Genomic DNA, 17,143 nt, shown 5'->3' with positions numbered 1-17,143 from the left:
AACGGAGGCACCGTGCCCGATACCGCGACCTGGTCGAATCGGCTGGGTTCGGACCACAGCGAAGCCCTGGCCAACCTGGTGGCCGGCTTGACCGACCACGCCAGCGCGCACCGGCTGGGCGTCAGCGAGCGGACCGTCCAGCGCCGCATCAGAGAGCTGATGGACTGGTCGTCATCGGCCAACCGGATGCAGCTGGGCCACCGCGCGGCGCTGGCGGCCGTGGGCGATCTGTCCTGCCTGCCGCTGCCCCGCCGCCGGCTGCCGGAACTGCCGGCCGGGCACACCCCGGACGAGGCGGCGATGCACCTGCTGCGGCTGCTGCTCGCCGACGCCGCCGCCGATCGGACGCTCAACATGAGCGCGAGCAGCATCGAGCGGCGCATCAGGGAACTGATGAAGTTGGCCGGGGCGCGGAGCCGGGCGCAGCTCGGGTGGCGCGCGACCTGGTGGGGGTGGCTCTGAGCGGGGATGCTGGGGGGGTGGGGTGTGACTGGCACCAGGCACCCTGCCGACGCAGGTGAATTCCCGCGCGTTCCGGGCAGAGTGGATACGTGCGCATCGAGTCCGGGAGACAACCTGTGCGAGCCGCGGTCATCGGAGTGGGCATCCTCGGGTCCAGCGTGGGCTGGAACCTGGCCCGGCGCGGCGCCGAGGTGATCCTCCTCGACGCCGGGCGGCCCGGGGAAGGCGTCACCGACTGGACCTTCTCGTGGGTCAACGCCAGCAACAAGACCGTGCGCCGGTCCTACTTCGACCTCAACGTGGCGGGCGTCGCCGAATACCGCGAGCTCGCCGAGGTCATCGGGCCGGACTCGTGGTGGTATCCCGGCGGCCATCTGCGGTGGGCGGACGATCCTGCCGCGCAGGCCAAATGGCTGGGGATCGCCGAGCTGCTGACCAGGTGGGACTATCCGGTCGAGATCCTGACCGGCGAGCAGGCGCGGCGCCTGGAACCGGCGCTCACGATGTCCGAGGCGACTCCGGTCGTGTTCTATCCCGACGAAGCGTGGGTCCACGGACGCCGCCTCGTCGGGCGTCTGGTGGCTGAGGCTGTTGCCGCGGGCGCCGAGTGCCGTTTCGACAGCGCGGTCCGTGACATCGGCACCAGCGCGGACGGAAGCGTCCGGACCGTCGTGCTCTCCGACGGGAACAGCCTGGAGGCCGACGTCGTCGTGAACGCGACAGGGCCCGCCGCCGCTGAGATCGCCGGGCTGGTCGGACGGGCCCTGCCGATGCGCTGGGAACCCGGTGCCGTCACACGGATCGACTGCGACCGGGTCCCGATCCAGCGGGTCATGCACGCGCCTCATATCGAGATCCGTCCCGACGGGGACGCCTCGATGGTCCTGCACAGCCGTGAGATCGACGCGCTCATCGACACCGCCGTGAATCCGGCGGAACTCGGGCGGCTGCTCCAGGACGCGGTGCGCCGCGTCCTTCCCGGGCTTGATAGCTCCCGCATCGTGGAGACGCGGGTATCCAATCGGCCCATCCCGGACGACGGATTCCCCTCAGTGGGAGCAATACCTTCCGTGCCGGGCTACTACGAAGCCGTGTCGCACAGCGGGATCACGCTCGGGCCGGTGCTCGGCCGGTTGCTCGCCGAAGAAATCCTTGGCGGAGCACCGGACGCGCTGCTCGCGGACTTCCGTCCGGAGCGGTTCACGGCGTGACCGTCGGCGTGGCCGCCCGCGCTGTCGCCGCGGGCGGCCAGGACCTCAGATCTCGATGCTCTCGGCGACCACGCGCATCTGGTGCCGCGCCAGCGCGAGGTTGCCGCGGGTGCGGTCCAGGGCCAGGTAGAGGAACAGGCCCGAGCCGCTGCGCGAGGTCAGAGGCCTGATGATGTGGTACTGGCGGCCGAGGGTGATGAGGATGTCCTCGATGGTGTCGGTCATCTTGAGCATCTCCATCGTCCGCATCTTGGCCCGCACCACCTCGGTGTTGCCGGCCGCGGCGACGGTCAGGTCGAGCTCCTTGGACACGCTGATCTCGCCGAGGGACATGCCGCTGCCGTAGTCGACCAGCGCGGCGCCGATCGCCCCCTCGGCACGCATGGCTTCCTTCAGCGCGACGTCAATGGTCATCGACATGGAGTACTCCTTCTTCGCTGGGGACTGACCCGCGCCGCGGGCGGCGGGCCTGCGAGCGGGGACCGGGGCGGCCGGCTCTTCGCTCCTTCTCCGTGCTGGCACGCTTCACCACCTTCATCCCGGACCGCCGGAGGCGAACCGGGCGGACTCGGCGTCCACGCCGCGGTGGGACGCCTTCACGGGCCACGACCCTGGCACGGCCGCCGACCGCCGGACGCGTGCGGAATCCGGAGTCCCCCAAGAGTCCCCTTGGCCTGAAACGGCCACGAACCGGGCCTCCGGCGCACAGACCGCGAGCCTGCGACAACGCCCGCGGCGCGCGGACAGCCCAAAAAGTGACGCCGAGTAGTCGCGCAAACACCTGCGGGATCTTCGAGGCCTGCGATAGGGCTAGGCGCTGTGACCCGTCGGCTGCTCCCGGTAACCGATGAGGTGGGGCGGAGGAAGCGATATCGGTGGTGGGGACGGCGATGGGGACGGCGCTCGCCCTGTGCGGCGCGGTGGTCGGCTGGTGTGTCAGGGTACTGATCACCCACCGGCGGGTGGCGGCGGCGCGGGTGCGCTGCGACGCCGCCGAGGCGGAGAACGCCCGCTGGCGTCAGGCGCACAGCGGTCAGACGCGCGAGCCCGTGGAAGCTCTGGCGGTGCTGCGTGATCGGGCGGCGGCGGAGGGCGGATCGGCGATCGGCAGTTCAGCGAACGGCATTCGAGCGGACAGTATTCGAACCGACGGCCTTCGGGCGGACGGCATGCGAACCGACGGCAGCCCGGACTTCGCCGAGCGCGCCTTCGTGAACATCGGCCGCCGCGTGCAGGCGATAGTCCACAAACAGCTCGCGGATCTGAGCGAGATGCAGGAGCGGCACGGTGGCGATCCGGCCGTCTTCGCCGACCTGATGCGCCTGGACCACGCGACGGCGCTGGTCGGCCGCTTCGCGGACAGCCTCGTGGTCCTCGCCGGCGAGCGCCCGGGACGCCAGTGGAGCGAGCCGGTCCCGGTCTTCAGCGTGCTGCGCGGGGCGATGGCGAGGATCGTGGACTACCGGCGGGTGGAACTGGCGGCGGCACCGGAGGTGGAGCTGGCCGGGACGGCGGTGGAGGCGGTCGTGCACGCGCTGGCGGAGCTGCTGGACAACGCGACGCGGTATTCGCCTCCTGATTCCCGCGTGATCCTGACGGGGCGCCGCACGTCCGCCGGGGTCGTGATCGAGGTCGTGGACGCCGGAGTGGGGTTGGCGCCGCAGGCTGCCGAGCATGTCGCCCGGGTCCTCGCCGACCCTGGTGCGGCGGGCATGGATCTCGCCGACATCAGCGGATCGCCGAGGCTCGGCTTGGCGGTGATCGGACGGCTCGCGCACACGGTCGGGTTCCAGGCGAGTGTGCGACCGTCGGCTGCCGGCGGGGTGAAGGCGCAGCTGCTCGTGCCGAACGAACTCGTGCTCGCGCCGCGGGGAGCCGCCGATTCCCCGGCGGTTCCCCGGGTTCCGAGCCAGACCGGCCGGGCGGCGCAGGACGCAAGCGAGCCGGGTGTGCGACCGAATGGCACGCCCGACGGCCGTCCTGGCGGACTTCCGCAGCGCAAACGGCGTCCGCCGACGGTGCCGGTGACCACAACGCCGGTCGTGGCGAAGACGGCTCGGGCGAGACCCGAATCTCCCAGCACGGATTCCGGTCCCGCCGCCACCGATTCCGGGCCCGGACAGTGGCTGGACGCCTTCCGCGGCGATCCGCCGGGATCCCCAGGCGACGACACCGACCGAGAGCGAGGTGCGGCATCGTGATCCGGCCGCAGATGCAATTGGACTGGCTGCTCCAGGGCCTCGTGGACGGGGTGCCGGGCGCCCGCCACGCGCTCGTGCTCACCGGGGACGGCCTGCGGCTGGCGCACTACGCCGTCGACGAAGACGTCGCCGATCGCCTCGCCGCGATCTGCGCCGGACTGCAAAGCCTGTCCTCGGCGGTGGCGGAGATGTTTCCGGGCGGGGACCAGCGCACGCGGATGATCGTCATCGAGGTCGGAGGCGGCTACTTCTACGTGATGGCCGCAGGCGAGGGTGCTTTTCTGGCCGTGGTGGCCGACGACGGTGTGGACGCGGGGCTCATGGGACGCCAGATGCGCGATCTCGTGGTCCGCATAGGGGAGCACTTAGCAAGCCCGGCGCGCCGGGAGGGCCGGTGATCGGGTGAGCGCCGGATCGCCGCCGCCCCGGACGTCCTGGCCGGACTCCGGGCCGATGCAGCCTTCGCAGTCTCCCCGGCCTCGGCACGCCGCGAGCGATGGCGGCCCGGCTTCGAACCCTGCTTCGGCTGACATCCCGAGCCCGAACGCTGCCCCGAACTCCGTCCCGAACACCGGCCCGGCAACCGGTCCGACCCGAGCCGAAGCGAGGAGAAACTCGGAGCCGCCGACTCCCCAGCGCCGCGACTCGCGGCTGGAACGCATCTATGTCATCACCGGCGGACGCTCCGCCCCGCCTGCCGAGCTGGACCTGGTCACCCTGATCGTGGCGGCTGACGCCGCACCGCCTGATTTGTCGCCGGAGCAGGCCACGATGCTGCGGTTGTGCCGCCGTCCGCTGTCCGTCGCGGAGCTGTCGGCCCATCTGCGCCTGCCGTTCAGCGCCACCGCCGTGCTGGTCGCCGACCTGCTCGCGGCCGGACTGGTCGTCCAGCGGCGACCGGTGCGCGCCCCCGGCGTCGACCCCGAACTGCTCAAGAAGGTGATCAATGGTCTCCGGCGCCTCTGACCGCGCCCTCGCCGCCGACGCGCGCGACACCTCCGACGTGCCCGGCGCCGACGTGCCCGGCGCCGGCCTGCCCGCGACCACCTCGGTCGCCCTGAAGATCGCGGTGGTCGGCCCGCTCGGCGTGGGCAAGACCACCTTCGTCACCTCGGTGAGCGATATCGCGCCGCTCACCACGGAAGAGCCGATGTCCGGTCCGCCGCCGGCCGGCGTACCGGCGACGAAGACCACGACGACTGTCGCCATGGACTTCGGCCGCATCAGCATCGACGAGCGAGTGGTCCTCTACCTGTTCGGGACTCCCGGTCAGGAGCGCTTCTGGTTTCTGTGGGACGGCTTGGTCGAAGGGGCGTTGGGGGCGATCGTGCTCGTGGACGTCCGCCGCCTGGAGGAGAGCTTCGACGTCCTGGAACGCTTGGAGGATCGCAGCGTTCCGTTCGTCGTCGCAGCGAACTGCTTCCCAGACGCCCCGGTGTATCCGGTCGAGGAGCTGCGCGCCGCGATGGACCTGCCGACTCCGGTGCCGGTCATCCTGTGCGACGCGCGGGAGCGGTCGTCGTGTCGCGACGTGCTGCTCGACTTGAGCACCTATTTGCTGGAGCTGGTGCCGAACACGATGCGGTAGTCGCAGTCGCCCTTGCAGGACATGGTCGCGGAGTCGTCGAAGGCGTAGGAGTACGCGTACGGCTCAGCGTCCTTATAGACCAGCTTGGCGTAGTCCACCGGCCACTTCGCGGGGTCGCAGTTCTCGCGGCCTGCCCACTGACCCCGGCAGCAGTAGGCGTCGCCGCCGAAAGCCGCGCAGGGGGTCGTGCACGCCACGACCTGACCGGCGGCCTTCACCTGCATGGGACCCGGGCAGACGATCGGCTTGGTGCACGCACCCTGATAGCAGCCGTTCTGCGAGACCGGATCGGTGCCGACGCGGTGGCTGGTGTTGATGTACATCGGCAGGTTCGATCCGTCGACGAGGCTGACGTCGTAGAAGTCCAGACCGTCGAACGAGTCCAGCGTCAGCTCGGCGAGGGTCGCCGGCGGGGCGCCCGCGCCCTTGCACTGGAACACGCCGCCGCAGTCGCCGCTCAGGCAGTGGCCGGCGCCGGAGGCGGAGAAGGAGCAGCCGGTACGTCCCCAGACCCGACCGCCCCAGCCTGCCGGGACCGCGAACGTGACGCTCTGGCCGGGGTCGAGGCGCCAGCCGGTCAGCGGGATCGGGTGTTGGGCGTTGGGGTTCGTCGCCGCCCAGATGGTCTGGTTGTCGGCGTTGACGACGGTGATCAGGTGTCCGCCGGCGGGGCGGGTGACGGAGGCGGGGTTGGTCGTGGTCGGCTTCGCCGCGCTGGCGCCGACAGTCGTGCTCGTGCTGGCGCTCTTGCTCTTGCTGGTGGTCGGTGTGCTCGCGGTCGTGCTTGCCGGCGGCGGTCGCGTGGACGTGGTCGCCGATGTCGCGAATGAGGAGGGAGTCGGCAGGCTCTGCGCCGAAGAGGCCGGTCCGGAAGTGCTCAGCTGCGTCGTGGAGTTCGCGGCCTGGTCGGCGCCGCCGCCGCTGCGACCCGACCCGAATCCGGCGATCCAGAGCACCAAAGCGAGCGCCGCCGCAGCGGCCAGTCCGCCGGCCACGATCGGTCGATACGCCCGGCGTCCGCTGCGATGCCCGGTCATGAGCTCACTCCCCAAGTAATCCGATAGCTGCACTCCCCCGTGCATGTCAGGACACTGGTCGCGTCGTCGTCCACGTAGGAGTACGCGAACGGCTCGGCCTTCTTGAACACCGCCGCGGAGTCCACCGGCCACTTGGTCGGATCGCACGCGGCGCGGCTCGACCACTGGCCGAGGCAGCACATCTGGTCGCCGCCCAAAGCCAGGCACGAGCTTTTGCACGCAGTGACTTTCCCGCCGCGCACCACTTGGAGCACCGAGGGGCACGAGGCGCTGGCGTCGTGCGTGCAGCCGGCCTTGGTGCAGCCGTCGGCGTTCATCGGATCCGGGCCGCTGCCGCCGGACTGGTTGATATACATGGGCAGGTTGTTGCCCTCGACCAGGCTGACGTCATAGAAGTCCATGCCCTGCCAGGCGTTCAGGTTGAACTCGGCGAGCGTGGAGGGGAACTCGCCCCAGGTGCTGCCGCACTGGAACTTGCCCTGGCAGTCCCCTGACAGGCAGTGGCCGGACCCGGCGGCGTTGAACTGGCAGCCGGCGCGCGCCCAGACGCGCACGTCCCAGTGGTCCGGGATGCTGATGGTGAGGCTCGCGCCGGGCTGCAGCACCCATCCGGTCGCGGCGACGGGGTGCTTCGGGTCGGCGGCGACAGCGGGCCAGATGGTCTGGCTGAGTTTGTTGACCATGGTCAGGGTGCGGGGACCGGTTTTGCTCGGCGCGGTGGTGCCGGCTGAGGAGGTCGGTGCTGTGTTTTTCGGTGCGGTGGTTTTGGGCGTGCTGGGCTTCAGGGTGCCGGTGGTGTGTGCGGTGCTGGTTGGTGACGTGCTGGTCGGCGAAGTGCTGGTTGCCGCTGCGGAAGACGCCGCTCCCGTCTGGGTCGGCTGAGTCGTGGTCGGCGTCGCGCTGGCTGAAGCAGCAGACGTCGCACCCGATGCCGCGGACAGTCCCGTCGTCGATGAGCTGGAGCAGCCGGCGGCGATGGCGCAGAACACTGCGACGGTCAGCGCCAGCAGCCACCGGGGTGAACGACCGGATCGCCCTGACGTATCAGGATGCTTCATAAGCCACCCCCATCGGTGTCGCCGCGCCGTTCTGGAACAGCGCCGTCCCCGTCGAGGACCCGGAGGACGCCGCCAAGCCGAACCACGCGTAGCGCTCGACGTAGGGCAGCGAGTCGAGCATCGCCGCGGACTGGGTCACGAAGGCTGCCTGCTGGTCCGGAGCCGGGTATTGGCTGCCGCCGGAGAAGGAGATGAGCGCGTACTCGGTGACCCAGATCGGCAGGTGGTAGCGGTCGTGGATGGCTTGCAGATAGGACCGCAGCTGATCGACGGCCGGTCCCGGGCGGAAGTCCGAGCCGTACCAGTGCACGGTGATGAAGTCGACGCGGTAGCCGCGCGCCGCCGCACCGGCCATGAACTGGTCGAGCCAGCCGCCGGGGGTCGCGGCGTTGGCGGCGACCGCCGGGCTGCCCAGGCGCAGGCCGGTGGCTTGGAGCTTGGGCCACAGGTCCAGCGCCTGCGCGACGGTCATGTTGGACTGCGAGCCCATGTCGGGCTCGTTGAATCCGAGCAGGGTCGTGCCTGCCGAGCGCGCGGTGGCCAGCGTCGTGGAGTCGGCGTTCTTCGCGCCCCAGATCATCGGGACGAACTCCGGACCGGCTTTGCCGAGCTGGTCCATGCGGCTCGGCGACCAGTCGTAGTACCAGGACGCCTTGGAACTGGTCAGCGCCGAGTCGAAGCCGGGGGCGCTCCAAGCTGCGACGCCCTTCTTCGGTCCGGAGACGCCGGGACGCGGAGGCGGGGCGACGGTTTTGGTCGGGGTCGGGTGCGCGGAGGGCGACGTCGGTTTCGAGGACGGGACCGGGGTCGAGGGCTTGGGAGACGGTGTGGTCGGTGGCGTGGTCGAGGTCGGCGGCGGGCTCGCGGCGGCGACCGCGTTCGGGGAGCTCGTCGAGGTGCTGGACGCGATCGGCGTCGGAGCCGGGAGGGCGCCGGAGGTCTGCGAGTTGGCCCAGACCGCGGTGGCTGCCACTCCGACGGCGCTCGCCGCGGCGACTGCTGCGATCACGGCTGGAACCTTGGCGGGCAGGAAGCCCAACAGTTTGGCGGAGCTGTGGCCGAGCGAGGAGCCATGGCCGAGCGAGGAGGCGCCGTGGGAACCGTGAGCGATCCCAGCCGCACCTCCCCCGCCCCCGGCACTCGCCGCGGTCGCCGCCTTGAACACGGCAGCGGCGAGCGCTGTCGGGACCACCGCCAACGGCAGTCCGGCCAACAACTTCTCGACCGGGACGAGGTCGTGCGACCTGCCGTCGCAGATCTCGCAGTCCCGGGTGTGGCCGACGAACCGCTTGCGCCACAACGCGTTGCGGTGACCGTCCCACCTGCTGGTGAGATCCGACAGACCCCGGCAGCGCTCCGGCGCCCGCAGCGCGCGCACGACGACGCGCGTCGCCGACAGCTGCTGCTTGAGCCGCTGGATCCGCACGGCGGCCTGGTTTTGCGGCACGCCCAGGGCTTCGGCGAGCTCGGCGCGGTCCAGCCGGCCCTGCTCGGTCATCCACCACAGGCCCAGCAGCTCCCGGTTGCCGTCGTCCAGCCACGTCGCGGCCTCGGCGACCTCCCGGCGCTGCCCGGTCAGATCCAGCCGCAGGGCGGTCACGTCGGCGAAGTCCGCAGCCGGATCCGCGACCGCGAAGGCCTCGTCCAGCGGCATGGTCCGGTCCTGCACCGCACGCGAAGCCCGCTGGTGATCGTGGATCTGCCGAATCGCGACGGCGACCAGCCAGGAGCGGAACGCCCCGGGATCGCGCACATCGCGCAATCCGCGAACGGCGCGCACCATGGTCTCCTGAACGGCGTCATCGACATCGGCGTGCGCATGCAGCGCGAAGCCGACGATGTTGTAGACCAGCGGCAGTGCCTCAGCGAGCAGATCGCGCAGCGCGGTCTGGTCACCCCGCTGCGCCGCCCGCACGGTGGCGACGTCGAATCCGCCCCGCGGTGCTCTCATGCCGGGCCGTCCTCTGGGGTCGACGGTGGTGCTTGTGCGATGACCATATAGAGGAGACCGCGCGACACCGGCCCGCATAACACGAATCTTTACCGGTTCTGGGCCCAGGTTTGGCTCGGGGTCGGTGTGGGCGGTCGGGTGCGGTTCATTGGTGCGCTTTTAGAAGTAGGCGGCCGGTGGTCTGAAAGTGCACGACCGCCGGCCGCCAGCGCAATCCGGCCACCCACCACCGAACTGCGCCCCCTGCGAGGCCATCGACACTGTGCGCGGAGCCGTAAAAAAAGCTTCTAAAACGCACCAACCAACCGCACGCGATCACACAACACCACGCCCGCACACGTCACCAGCACGCATCTCAGGTCTGGTTCGGCGCGTACACCTGCACGTTCCCCGCGTCGATGCGCACCGGCAGGCGGGGCAGGGCGGGTAGCGGCGTGGTGCCGTGCGGGCGGGTCAGCGGGGCGCCGGTGAGGGAGAAGGTGGCGCCGTGGCAGGGGCAGGCGAATTGGTTGTTGGGGGGGTCGATGTGCAGGCGGCAGCCTTGGTGGGTGCAGATTGCCGAGACTGCTTGGACGCGTCCGGACACGCGGCGGACGAAGCCGGAGATCGCGCCGACGTCGAATGAGAGCACCGTGCCTTCGGGGAGGTCCGTGGCGGCGGCGACGGTTTGCCATGTGCCGGTGGTGGGAGTCAGCTCCTGGTTCGCCTTGCCGTCGGCGGCGGTCGAGGCGGAGCCGACGAGTGCCTGGTCGATGCCGACTCCGGCGACGGCGCCGGTGGCGGTGAGAGCGGTCGCGGTCAGGAAGCGGCGGCGGCCGCGGATTCGGTGCGCCTCCGGGACCGCGGGTGCTGTCTGGGGGGCGTCCTGGCGTTCGGCGAGGCGGCGGCGCAGGTCCTCGACGAAGGCTTCGCGCGGGCGTTGGGCGTCGGGGGCGGCGGCGGCGAGGTCGATGGCGGCGCGCGCCACGGAGATGTCGTCCTCGGTGGGGGCGAAGCGTGGGGGGCGGCGCCGGCGCAGCAGGCTGTCCACGTAGCGGTCGATCGGGCGCTTCATGACGCTTCCCCTTCCTTGTCGAGTCCTGCGGCTCGGCGCAGGGCGCGGTGTTGCAGCACTTTGGCGTTCGCCACCGACACTCCCAGCTCGGCGGCGGCCGCCTTGATCGAGTAGCCCCGCAGGAAGCGCAGGGTCAGGATCGCGCGGTGCCGGTCCGGCAGTCCCGCCAGGATCGCCCCGATCCGCTCGTCGGTCCGGCCGGTCCGCTCCTCCTGGGCCGGTGCGGAGAAGTCTTCCAGGCCGGCCTCGTCGACGTCGATCACGGTGACCTGGTGGCCGAGCGTGGAGCGCCAGTGGGTGGCGAGCACGGTGCGCGCCGTGGCGAGCAGGTAGGCGCGCACCTCGCCGACGCTGGCGGTGGCGCGCAGCGGGCCGAAGGCGGTCAGGAACACCTGGGAGGTCAGGTCCTCGGCGTCGTGGCGGTTGCCGACCTTGGCGTACATGAGCCGGTAGATCCGCTCGACGTTGTCGGCGTAGATCGCCTCCCAGCCCGGATACGCCGCGCTGGACAGGACCCGCGGCGCCTCGGGCGCCGCCGCGCGCTCCGGCGCGACGAGCCGAGCCTGCCGAGCCTCAGAGCGCGGGCTGGTCATGCCGCGTCCCAGAACGCCGACAAGCTGCGCCAGGCGCCTGCTGCTCACGCCTCATGGTAGAGCGCCATCTGTGATCGACCTCGCAGAGCGTCCGTCGGTGCCGGTAGGTCCGGTCTCACTGACAGATAGGGATCCGGGTTACACATCGCGCGCGAGAGACCTCGGCAGGCACTCGGCTGTAACCCCGGCGGCTATTCGTCTACGAACACCGATCGAGCAGACGACACCAGGAGTCGAAATCCCATGAACCCGAGAGTCGACCGGAGCCCCGGCGATCCCGGACGGTCGCGCATACCGGCGCTGGCCGCCCTGGCCGTGGCCACCCTCGCGCTGGCGACCGCCTGCGGCAGCTCCTCCCACCCAGCCGCCGCGAGCGCCTCCACCGCGATCCAGCCCGGCGGCGGCCAGTCGCTGGCCGGCGCCCCCGGGGCGACCGCCACCGGACCGCTCGCCGACGGCACGGCGATGCCCAGCATGACCATGCCCACGGCGACCGGATCCTCCGGTGCGCCGGCGGCACCGGTCGCCGGGAACGCCGTGGCGATCAAGGGGTTCGCCTTCTCCCCCGCCGCGCTGTCGGTGAAGGTCGGGACCACGGTGACCTGGACCAACCAGGATTCCGACGCGCACACGGTGACGAGCCAGGGTTCGGGCGGGCCGTTGAACTCGGCGGCGTTGGCCACCGGTCAGACCTACTCGTACACGTTCACCAAGCCCGGTACGTACTCCTACCTGTGCACGATCCACCCGTTCATGACCGCGACAGTGACGGTGACCCCGTGACCGACGAACTCGCTCCCGGCATGAGCCGCCGGCAGCTGCTGCGCCACGCGGGCTGGTTCGGCTCGGCCGTCGTCCTGACCGTCGCCGGCGGCGAGGTGGTCAGCCACATCGCGCACGACAAGGACAGCGCCGCCGCCGCGGCCACTGCCGCCGACGCGAACGCCCTGCGCTTCGTGCAGGTCTCCGACAGCCACATCGGGTTCACCGGACCGGCGAACACCGATGTCACCGCGTCGTTCACCGAGGCGATCGACCAGGTCAACAGCTTGGGATTCCGGCCGAACTTCGTGATGCACACCGGCGACCTGACGCACCTGTCGACGGCGGCGCAGTTCGACCAGGTCAAGCAGATGCTCTCCGAGGTGCGCACCGAGCGGGTGTTCACCGTTCCCGGCGAACACGACTCGGTCGGCGACTCCGGGCGCGCCTACCGCCAGACGTTCGGCGCGGGCACGACCGGCGACGGGTGGTACTCCTTCGACACCCACGGCGTGCACTTCATCGCGTTGGTCAACACCCTGAGTCTGGAGAAGCTCGGGCATCTGGGCAACGACCAGATCGACTTCGTCCGCAAGGATGTCGCGGGTCTGAGCTCGGACACGCCGATCGTGGTCTTCAGCCACATCCCGCTGTTCGCGATGTATCCGGCGTGGGGGTGGAGCACCGACGACTCGTTGCAGGTGCTGGCGCTGCTGCGCAGGTTCGCCTCCGTCACCTGCCTCAACGGACACGTGCACCAGCTGTTCAGCAAGACCGAGGGCAACGTCACCTTCCACTCGGCGACCACCACCGCCTACCCGCTCCCGGCGCCGGGCAAGGCGCCCGCGCCGACCCCGCAGGTACTGCCGGCCGGGCATCTCAAGGAGGCGCTGGGTATCCGGACGGTGACGTACAAGACCGGCGACACGGCGTTGGCCATCACTGACGCGAGGCTGGCATGAAACCCCAGAGCCTGACCGAGATCGCCTTGCGCGTCGCGATCGCCGGCACCTTGGCGACCAGCGGCTACATCCACGCTCAGCTCTACGTGTCCGACTACCGCTACATCCACATCGTGGGTGTCTTGTTCCTGTTGCAAGCCAGCGCCTCCTTCGCGCTGGCAGCCCTGGTCCTGGCCGGCGGACCGATCTATGTCCGCATCGGCGCGGGAGGGGCGGCGGCCGGCGCACTCGGCGGGTTCGCGGCGTCGCGCACGGTCGGCGTGTTCGGCTTCACGGAGCACGGATGGCAGCCCTCGCCGCAGTCGCTGACCAGCGTTCTGGTCGAGGTCGCGACGCTGCTTCTGCTGGTGCCGACGGGCTTGGAGATCGTCAAGCGGATAGGCCGATAGGCCGGTTCGCTTTTCCCCGGGGAGAGGAGAGAAGGCCCGGCTCTGTCATCGGAGTCGGGCCTTCTCAGTTGCCTGTTATGGAAGCGGCGCGGGCTTGCCGTTGTCGGACCGGTTGCCGGACCAGAGGTTGCCCTTGCCGTGCGGGTTCCACTCGGTGACGTAGCCGTAGCCGTCCTTGAACTTCGTCCAGAAGACGTTGTCCTTCACCACGATGTCGGTCGTCGCCGCGGTCGAGCCGCCGGCGTAGATCGCCCAGCCCGCGGTCGCCATGTAGTTGTCCTCGACGGTGACCCGGGACGGGGTTCCGCCGTCGGCCTCGAACAGGCTGAGCGCGCTGTTGGTGGTCGTGGTGTCGATCAGGGCGTTGTGCTTGACGAGCAAGGACGTTCCGGGGTCGGGTGAGCCGTCGACGCGGACCATGTCGATCTCGCCGTCGGCGGCGGCGAACCAGTAGGGGTCGTGGATGTAGTTGTCCTCGATGTCACCCTGGCTGGTGTAAACGCCTTTCTTGCTCATGCCGTGAATATTGCAGCGCAGCACGGTCACCAGGCCGCCGGCATTCATCACCGCCTGCCGCAGCTCGGTGTCGGATCTCCCGGCGATCTCACTGTCCTCGACGGTCAGGCCGGAATGTCCGACCCACTGGAGAATTCCCCACTGATCGATATCCGAGCTCTGCGGCGCGGAGATTCGCACGTTGCGGATCACGACGTTGTCGGCTTCGACTCGGATGTCGCCGACCAGGTCGATGTTCTCGATGACGGCGCCGTTGTGGGTGACCAGGATCTCGCCCTTTTTGGACGTGAGGTGGGATCCCGGTTTGACGCCGGTGGTGGTCGCGTTGGGCCAGGCGGTGCCTGGGGAGGCTGCTGAGGGGTGTGACGATGGTGACGGCGCCGGGGTCGATGACGGCGCCGAATGCGAGGGGGTGGTTGGTGTGGCTGTCTTTGGCGGAGCCGACGGCGTTATCGATCTCGATGGTGACGGCGCTGCCGGTGTCGTCGGTGTCGTCGTTATCGCTATCGTCGGCAAGTTCGCACGCGAACTCGAAACTGCGGAATGCGAGTCACAACCGGCTTCCGCAGCCAGACAGAAGAGTACGATCACCGCGGCCATGCCGGGCAATAGAGTCCGAGGCACCGGCCGAACGTACCACTGCGGCGCGGGTTGTCTAGTCAGAATCCTGTTTTAGCCAGACTGGTTATTCAGAATGATCGGGTTGGTCAAGGCTGCCATATGACCGCTCGGATGGCGGATCTCGATGCGTACGAACATTGATTCCGATGCGCTGGTCTGGCATTGCGCGGTTCCCGATGGTGAAGCGGGCAATGCTTCGCTGTGGATCGCGCCGTGCTGGTTGTGGATGGTGACCACGCCGGAGGGGACGCCACGTACCTCCGCGCGTACGGCGACGCCTCCTGCCGTCGTCGATGCGCTGAAGGTCAGGTAGACGTCGGCCGAGTCGGCTATCCAGCTTCGTCCGGCGCGGATGCCGGCGAACAGCGCGTCGGCGGTGAGCGCCTCGGCGGCCACGACGGTGTGCGGGATGGCGATCTGGCCGTCGAGGTGGGTGTCGCTGTTGCCGATCGCCGGGCGCCATCGTCCTTGCGGGACGTCGGCGGCGAGGCTGCGAGCCCATTCGGCGAGCGCCGCTTCGTTGTCCGCTTGCCATGGGACGTCGGAGGTCCATGGTCCGTTCCATACCTCGAAGCAGTCAAAGCCCTGATACGGGTGCAGGAACGTGCCGGTGGGGTACGGCGCGAACGGATGCGCGGCCACGGACAGCCCGCCGACGCGATGGACCTCGGCGAGCTGGCGCTCGAGCGAGTCGGCGGCGGCGCCGTAGTCCCAGCCGATCACTTGCCCCGGTGTCAGACCGAGCGCCAGCCAGTGGCCCTCGCGCGTGACGACTTCCTGGCCGAGCAGCACCAGCAGATCGTCGCTGGTGAGCGCACGCCAGGTTTCGTGTGCTGCGGCGGTGTTGTGCTCGGTGCCGACGATGAAATCCAGCCCTGCGGCGCGGGCGGCGGCGACCAGCTGGTGCGGCGTCAGCTCACCGCCGCTGGAGTGCGTCGAGTGGACGTGGCAGTCGCCTCGGTACCAGCGTCGCGCGATGCAGTCGGCGATCACAGCGCTGCTCGGCGTATCGCTGCTGGCCACGGGCATGGGCATCGCAGTGGTCATAGTGCCAGTATCAGCGTATCGCTGCTGGCATGTGTCTACGCGGGGTCGATCGCCGCCTTCTTTCGGTGTGACGAGACTTTCGCGCCGGACAAGCCGCCGATGGCCAGCCATGCCAGGTCGAGCAGGAACAACGAGAACAGGATTCCCGAGGAGCGGACTCCACCCAGGACGAGTGCAGGCGCGGTCATCGCCAGGACGAAAGTGACGCACACGGAATCGGCGACGAAGGCGTCGTGTCGCAGTGTCCTGAGCACAGTCCCGGGTCTGAGCCAGCGGTCGATGCCGATCCATGCGGCTGCGCCGGCCAAGGGAATGCCGCCGAGCATCAGCCAGAACAGCCACAGCCACGCCGCATCGCCGTCGATGACAGGCGGCAACGTGCCGGCAGAGGGCAGAACGAGGAAGGTGAAGACCGCAGCGGCGGCGGGAGCCCTCTGCGACACCTGGGCGTCTGTCGCCAGACGCTTTCGGTGGATGCGCCTTCTGGTCTTCATCCTGTGCCCGAACCTCTGGCCGCCGAGGCGCGCGGTGACGATCGGGGTCACGCAGAAGAACGCGAACATCCCCGGCCACGCGATCGCCCTGCCGATGGCCCCGCCGTTGCCGTTGATTCCGTAGAGGGTGAAGAGGGCGAAGGTCGTCCAGGCGACGACGTACAGGCCGAAGCCCTTGCTCTTGCTGCGCCTGACCGCCAGGTCCTCGGCGTCCACGCCCAGCAGCTCGGCCTCGTCGACCTCCGCGAACGCCGCCGCCACGCAGGAGGTGCGGCGCGGCCACACCGCCAGCAGGGCGTCGGCGAGGGCGAGGCGGGCGTCGGGTTCGTCGGGCGCCAGGGCGACGGCTTGGCGGGCGAGGGGGATGGCTTCGTGCGGCCTGCGCTGCTGGATCAGGGCGTTCGCGCGGGCTACGTGCGTGCGCCAGTCGTCCTCGTCTTCCATGTCCGCTCCCCCGGAGTGAGACGATCACGCATGTTCTCGACACCCTCGACTACGGAGAGTCTCGCACCGGCGCCGCTGACTGGGAATACGACACCGGCGCGGAAAGATCGTGGATTCACCGATTCCTTTCGGGCGAGCGCCGAGTCTGCCTGGGTAGCGGCAGTCGCCGTGTGCGGATGAGAGGATCGATGATGACGGAACTCAGCACTGCCTTCGATAGCACGATGGCCATCCTGCAGAAGGTCGGGCGCGACGACCTGGGCACGCCGACGCCGTGCGCGTCGTGGGACGTGCGGGGGCTGGTGAATCACTTCATCGGGTCGGCGCGGTGGTGGGCGTCGATGGTCTCGGGCGATCATGGTCTCGAGGCTCCGGAAGGCGCGGACTATGCCGCCGGGGACTTCGTGGCGGCGTACGAGGAGAGCATTCGTGTCACGCTCGGCGCGTTCACCGCGGAAGGGGCAGCCGATCGGATGGTGTCGGTGCCGTTCGGGGACTTCACCGGGTCCGCGCTGCGGGCGTTCGCCGCGCTCGACCAGTTCACGCACGGCTGGGACCTGGCGCGCGCGCTCGGGTACGACACCGACCTCGCGCCGGAGTTGGCGAGCACACTGCTCGCGATGGCCGAGGTCGCGGTCGACGACTCGCTGCGCGGCGCGGACGGCGAGGCTCCGTTCGAGGCGGCTCGCCAGGCTCCCGAGGGCAGCTGCGCGGCCGATCGGCTCGCCGCGTATCTCGGTCGACAGGTCTAGG

21 protein-coding genes are annotated in these 17,143 nt (G+C 69.9%); 12 read left to right on the top strand and 9 right to left on the bottom strand.

Annotation, left to right across the window (positions count from 1 at the left end):
• Nucleotides 1–12: 12 nt before the first annotated feature.
• Nucleotides 13–462 carry a transcriptional antiterminator BglG gene (locus CACI_RS12650; protein ID WP_012786748.1) on the top strand — a complete coding sequence of 150 codons (450 nt, stop codon included), beginning with the start codon at nt 13–15 and terminating at the stop codon, nt 460–462.
• Between the two features lie 116 nt (nt 463–578).
• On the top strand, nt 579–1,673 hold the full coding sequence (locus CACI_RS12645) for an NAD(P)/FAD-dependent oxidoreductase (protein ID WP_012786747.1): 1,095 nt from the start codon (nt 579–581) through the stop codon (nt 1,671–1,673).
• Between the two features lie 45 nt (nt 1,674–1,718).
• Here the strand turns inward: CACI_RS12645 and CACI_RS12640 are convergent, their stop codons facing one another.
• A complete protein-coding gene (locus tag CACI_RS12640; RefSeq protein ID WP_012786746.1) occupies nt 1,719–2,093 on the bottom strand; it encodes a hypothetical protein in 375 nt (124 codons plus the stop codon).
• Between the two features lie 455 nt (nt 2,094–2,548).
• Between CACI_RS12640 and CACI_RS12635 the strand changes: the two genes are divergently transcribed.
• The 4 genes from CACI_RS12635 to CACI_RS12620 all read left to right on the top strand — a co-directional run bounded on the left by CACI_RS12635 (nt 2,549) and on the right by CACI_RS12620 (nt 5,462).
• On the top strand, nt 2,549–3,874 hold the full coding sequence (locus CACI_RS12635) for an ATP-binding protein (RefSeq protein WP_143765216.1): 1,326 nt from the start codon (nt 2,549–2,551) through the stop codon (nt 3,872–3,874).
• Nucleotides 3,875–3,885: 11 nt separating this feature from the next.
• On the top strand, nt 3,886–4,272 hold the full coding sequence (locus tag CACI_RS12630) for a roadblock/LC7 domain-containing protein (protein ID WP_190276750.1): 387 nt from the start codon (nt 3,886–3,888) through the stop codon (nt 4,270–4,272).
• A gap of 253 nt (nt 4,273–4,525) precedes the next feature.
• Nucleotides 4,526–4,840, top strand: coding sequence for a DUF742 domain-containing protein (locus CACI_RS54145; protein ID WP_049872008.1), 315 nt, complete (start codon nt 4,526–4,528; stop codon nt 4,838–4,840).
• Nucleotides 4,821–5,462: a GTP-binding protein gene (locus tag CACI_RS12620; protein WP_012786742.1), complete on the top strand. Its 642-nt coding sequence runs from the start codon at nt 4,821–4,823 to the stop codon at nt 5,460–5,462. Before CACI_RS54145 ends, CACI_RS12620 begins: the two co-directional genes overlap by 20 nt.
• Here the strand turns inward: CACI_RS12620 and CACI_RS12615 are convergent.
• Nucleotides 5,426–6,499, bottom strand: coding sequence for a thaumatin family protein (locus CACI_RS12615; protein WP_012786741.1), 1,074 nt, complete (start codon nt 6,497–6,499; stop codon nt 5,426–5,428). The two genes, CACI_RS12620 and CACI_RS12615, sit on opposite strands and share 37 nt — an antisense overlap.
• Nucleotides 6,496–7,182 (bottom strand): thaumatin family protein, encoded by a 687-nt coding sequence (locus CACI_RS51110; RefSeq protein ID WP_012786740.1) that lies wholly within the window; start codon nt 7,180–7,182, stop codon nt 6,496–6,498. Before CACI_RS51110 ends, CACI_RS12615 begins: the two co-directional genes overlap by 4 nt.
• Here CACI_RS51110 and CACI_RS51105 point away from each other — a divergent pair.
• Complete coding sequence (locus CACI_RS51105) at nt 7,181–7,381, top strand: hypothetical protein (protein ID WP_049871555.1); 201 nt, start codon at nt 7,181–7,183, stop codon at nt 7,379–7,381. The genes CACI_RS51110 and CACI_RS51105 overlap by 2 nt on opposite strands.
• Nucleotides 7,382–7,543: 162 nt before the next feature.
• On the opposite strand, the gene CACI_RS12605 is transcribed toward CACI_RS51105, so the two are convergent.
• From CACI_RS12605 to CACI_RS12595, 3 genes are all read right to left on the bottom strand, one after another.
• Complete coding sequence (locus CACI_RS12605) at nt 7,544–9,508, bottom strand: sigma-70 family RNA polymerase sigma factor (RefSeq protein ID WP_012786739.1); 1,965 nt, start codon at nt 9,506–9,508, stop codon at nt 7,544–7,546.
• Between the two features lie 355 nt (nt 9,509–9,863).
• A complete protein-coding gene (locus tag CACI_RS12600; protein ID WP_012786738.1) occupies nt 9,864–10,562 on the bottom strand; it encodes a Rieske (2Fe-2S) protein in 699 nt (232 codons plus the stop codon).
• The gene (locus tag CACI_RS12595; protein WP_395994334.1) at nt 10,559–11,005 is read right to left on the bottom strand and encodes an RNA polymerase sigma factor; all 447 of its coding nucleotides are present in this window, start codon (nt 11,003–11,005) and stop codon (nt 10,559–10,561) included. The genes CACI_RS12600 and CACI_RS12595 overlap by 4 nt, the downstream gene beginning before the upstream one ends.
• Before the next feature lie 393 nt (nt 11,006–11,398).
• On the opposite strand from CACI_RS12595, the gene CACI_RS52295 reads away from it, so the two are divergent.
• Genes CACI_RS52295 through CACI_RS12580 form a run of 3 tightly spaced genes read left to right on the top strand, consistent with a single transcriptional unit; the run spans nt 11,399 to nt 13,268 of the window.
• Nucleotides 11,399–11,938: a cupredoxin domain-containing protein gene (locus CACI_RS52295; RefSeq protein WP_012786736.1), complete on the top strand. Its 540-nt coding sequence runs from the start codon at nt 11,399–11,401 to the stop codon at nt 11,936–11,938.
• A gap of 20 nt (nt 11,939–11,958) precedes the next feature.
• Nucleotides 11,959–12,879 carry a metallophosphoesterase family protein gene (locus CACI_RS12585; protein ID WP_041541630.1) on the top strand — a complete coding sequence of 307 codons (921 nt, stop codon included), beginning with the start codon at nt 11,959–11,961 and terminating at the stop codon, nt 12,877–12,879.
• On the top strand, nt 12,876–13,268 hold the full coding sequence (locus tag CACI_RS12580; RefSeq protein WP_012786734.1) for a hypothetical protein: 393 nt from the start codon (nt 12,876–12,878) through the stop codon (nt 13,266–13,268). The genes CACI_RS12585 and CACI_RS12580 overlap by 4 nt, the downstream gene beginning before the upstream one ends.
• Nucleotides 13,269–13,343: 75 nt before the next feature.
• On the opposite strand, the gene CACI_RS12575 is transcribed toward CACI_RS12580, so the two are convergent.
• Nucleotides 13,344–13,964: a hypothetical protein gene (locus CACI_RS12575; protein WP_143765214.1), complete on the bottom strand. Its 621-nt coding sequence runs from the start codon at nt 13,962–13,964 to the stop codon at nt 13,344–13,346.
• A 1-nt stretch (nt 13,965) separates the two neighbouring features.
• On the opposite strand from CACI_RS12575, the gene CACI_RS12570 reads away from it, so the two are divergent.
• Nucleotides 13,966–14,460 carry a hypothetical protein gene (locus tag CACI_RS12570; protein WP_143765213.1) on the top strand — a complete coding sequence of 165 codons (495 nt, stop codon included), beginning with the start codon at nt 13,966–13,968 and terminating at the stop codon, nt 14,458–14,460.
• Here CACI_RS12570 and CACI_RS12565 read toward each other — a convergent pair.
• Both CACI_RS12565 and CACI_RS12560 read right to left on the bottom strand, forming a co-directional pair.
• A complete protein-coding gene (locus tag CACI_RS12565) occupies nt 14,457–15,452 on the bottom strand; it encodes a CehA/McbA family metallohydrolase (protein WP_012786732.1) in 996 nt (331 codons plus the stop codon). The two genes, CACI_RS12570 and CACI_RS12565, sit on opposite strands and share 4 nt — an antisense overlap.
• Nucleotides 15,453–15,487: 35 nt before the next feature.
• Nucleotides 15,488–16,390 carry a tetratricopeptide repeat protein gene (locus CACI_RS12560; RefSeq protein ID WP_012786731.1) on the bottom strand — a complete coding sequence of 301 codons (903 nt, stop codon included), beginning with the start codon at nt 16,388–16,390 and terminating at the stop codon, nt 15,488–15,490.
• A gap of 176 nt (nt 16,391–16,566) precedes the next feature.
• Between CACI_RS12560 and CACI_RS12555 the strand changes: the two genes are divergently transcribed.
• Entirely contained in the window at nt 16,567–17,142 is a 576-nt protein-coding gene (locus CACI_RS12555; protein WP_143765212.1) for a TIGR03086 family metal-binding protein, read from the top strand.
• The last annotated feature ends 1 nt before the right edge of the window (nt 17,143 follow it).

The sequence above is a fragment of the Catenulispora acidiphila DSM 44928 genome, from assembly GCF_000024025.1.
Classification (GTDB): domain Bacteria; phylum Actinomycetota; class Actinomycetes; order Streptomycetales; family Catenulisporaceae; genus Catenulispora; species Catenulispora acidiphila.
The sequence above is the reverse complement of the archived record's forward strand: the minus strand, read 5'-3'. Positions and strand labels throughout refer to the sequence as shown.

Coding starts and splice junctions, on each gene's coding strand:
- CACI_RS12640 (WP_012786746.1), bottom strand. CDS start 2,093: ATGTCGATGACCATTGACGTCGCGCTGAAGGAAGCCATGCGTGCCGAG.
- CACI_RS12630 (WP_190276750.1), top strand. CDS start 3,886: ATGCAATTGGACTGGCTGCTCCAGGGCCTCGTGGACGGGGTGCCGGGC.
- CACI_RS12620 (WP_012786742.1), top strand. CDS start 4,821: ATGGTCTCCGGCGCCTCTGACCGCGCCCTCGCCGCCGACGCGCGCGAC.
- CACI_RS12615 (WP_012786741.1), bottom strand. CDS start 6,499: ATGACCGGGCATCGCAGCGGACGCCGGGCGTATCGACCGATCGTGGCC.
- CACI_RS51105 (WP_049871555.1), top strand. CDS start 7,181: ATGGTCAGGGTGCGGGGACCGGTTTTGCTCGGCGCGGTGGTGCCGGCT.
- CACI_RS51110 (WP_012786740.1), bottom strand. CDS start 7,182: ATGGTCAACAAACTCAGCCAGACCATCTGGCCCGCTGTCGCCGCCGAC.
- CACI_RS12605 (WP_012786739.1), bottom strand. CDS start 9,508: ATGAGAGCACCGCGGGGCGGATTCGACGTCGCCACCGTGCGGGCGGCG.
- CACI_RS12600 (WP_012786738.1), bottom strand. CDS start 10,562: ATGAAGCGCCCGATCGACCGCTACGTGGACAGCCTGCTGCGCCGGCGC.
- CACI_RS12595 (WP_395994334.1), bottom strand. CDS start 11,005: ATGTACGCCAAGGTCGGCAACCGCCACGACGCCGAGGACCTGACCTCC.
- CACI_RS52295 (WP_012786736.1), top strand. CDS start 11,399: ATGAACCCGAGAGTCGACCGGAGCCCCGGCGATCCCGGACGGTCGCGC.
- CACI_RS12585 (WP_041541630.1), top strand. CDS start 11,959: ATGAGCCGCCGGCAGCTGCTGCGCCACGCGGGCTGGTTCGGCTCGGCC.
- CACI_RS12580 (WP_012786734.1), top strand. CDS start 12,876: ATGAAACCCCAGAGCCTGACCGAGATCGCCTTGCGCGTCGCGATCGCC.
- CACI_RS12565 (WP_012786732.1), bottom strand. CDS start 15,452: ATGACCACTGCGATGCCCATGCCCGTGGCCAGCAGCGATACGCCGAGC.
- CACI_RS12560 (WP_012786731.1), bottom strand. CDS start 16,390: ATGGAAGACGAGGACGACTGGCGCACGCACGTAGCCCGCGCGAACGCC.
- CACI_RS12555 (WP_143765212.1), top strand. CDS start 16,567: ATGAGAGGATCGATGATGACGGAACTCAGCACTGCCTTCGATAGCACG.